The sequence below is a fragment of the Nonomuraea antri genome (genome assembly GCF_013283785.1).
Lineage (GTDB): Bacteria > Actinomycetota > Actinomycetes > Streptosporangiales > Streptosporangiaceae > Nonomuraea > Nonomuraea antri.
The window spans coordinates 1-1452 of the sequence record NZ_JABCPZ010000528.1; the positions used below are offsets into that span (position 1 = coordinate 1).

A 1452-nucleotide genomic window follows, 5' to 3' on the forward strand; every position below is an offset into this window, starting at 1 on the left:
AGACCGCCTCTACCTACCCGGCGCCTTCCACCCGCCGAACCTCTTCCACCCGCCCGGCCACTTCATCCACCCGGCGCCTCCACCCTCCATCCTCTTCCGCTCTCCGGACCTCCTCCACCCACCAAGCCGCCTCTACCTATCCGGCGTCTTCTACCGGCCGGGCCGCTTCGCCCACCCAGGGCCTCCACGCTCCGGACCTCTTCCGTCCGTCCCGCCGATTCACCCACCCGATCGCACTGCCAGCCGACCGCCCCTCGATGCCCGTCCACCTGACTTGCAACGCGCGGTTCTCCGCGTCAGGAGTGCTTAAGCGCCTCACGCCGAAGAGCCGGAAACGGTGGACTCCGCACCGGAGACCTCTCCCTCCGACAAAGTGCATCGCGGGATGAACCGCCTCCCGTACCCCCCTAACCCCTGACGCCGGTACGGTTGGACAGCGTGCGATCAGCGGAGGAGATGTGATGAGCGATCTGGGCCATGTGCTCGTACTGGCCGGCGGCCTCTCCTACGAGCGTGAGGTGTCCCTGCGCTCCGGTCGCCGGGTGAGCGAGGTGCTGCGGGCGGCCGGCATCGATGTGGAGGCGCGCGACACCGACGCGTCTCTGGTGCCGTCGATCCTGGCCGATCCGCCGGACGCGGTGTTCGTGACGCTCCACGGCGGCGCCGGCGAGGACGGCGCCATCCGCTCAGTCCTCGAACTGCTGAACGTCCCGTACGTCGGTGCCGACCCCGACGCCTGCCGGGTGGCGTTCGACAAGCCGACCGCCAAGGCCGTCGTCCGATCGGTCGGCGTGCTGACGCCCGAGTCGGTCACGCTGCCCAAGGAGACGTTCCACGACCTCGGTGCCACCGCCGTGCTCGGACGTATCGTCGAACAGCTCGGTCTCCCCCTCTTCGTCAAGCCAGCCCGTGGCGGTTCCGCGCTGGGCGCTTCGATCGTCCGTACCGCGGAGGAGTTGCCCGCCGCCATGGTCGGCTGCTTCGCCTACGGCGACACGGCGCTGATCGAGCGCTACATCGACGGTGTGGAGGTGTCCGTCTCCGTGGTGGACCTCGGTCACGGTCCCGTCGCGCTCCCGGCCGTGGAGATCGTGCCGGACGAAGGCGTGTACGACTACGCCGCCCGCTACACCGCCGGCCACACCGAGTTCTTCGCCCCGGCTCGGCTGTCCCCCGAGGCGGCCGCCGCATGTGCCCAGACCGCGGTCACCGCCCATACGGCGCTCGGTCTGCGTGACGTCTCCCGTACCGATCTCATCGTCGACCGCTCAGGGAATCCGTACTTCCTGGAGGTGAACGTCGCGCCGGGCATGACCGAGACCTCGCTGCTCCCGATGGCCGCGGAGGCGGCGGGCCAGGATCTCGGTGACCTCTGCCGAGCACTCCTGCAGAACGCCGCCGCCCGCTCCCACCCCTCACCCGGCCAGGCGTAAACCGACACATCAGCAGGAG

At 69.7% G+C, this 1452-nt stretch carries 1 protein-coding gene; it reads left to right on the plus strand.

Features of this window, described 5'->3' with window-relative positions; all coding sequences use genetic code 11:
- The first annotated feature begins 461 nt into the window (after positions 1 to 461).
- Positions 462 to 1433 carry a D-alanine--D-alanine ligase family protein gene (locus HII36_RS55140; RefSeq protein WP_173531378.1) on the plus strand — a complete coding sequence of 324 codons (972 nt, stop codon included), beginning with the start codon at positions 462 to 464 and terminating at the stop codon, positions 1431 to 1433.
- Positions 1434 to 1452: the final 19 nt, after the last annotated feature.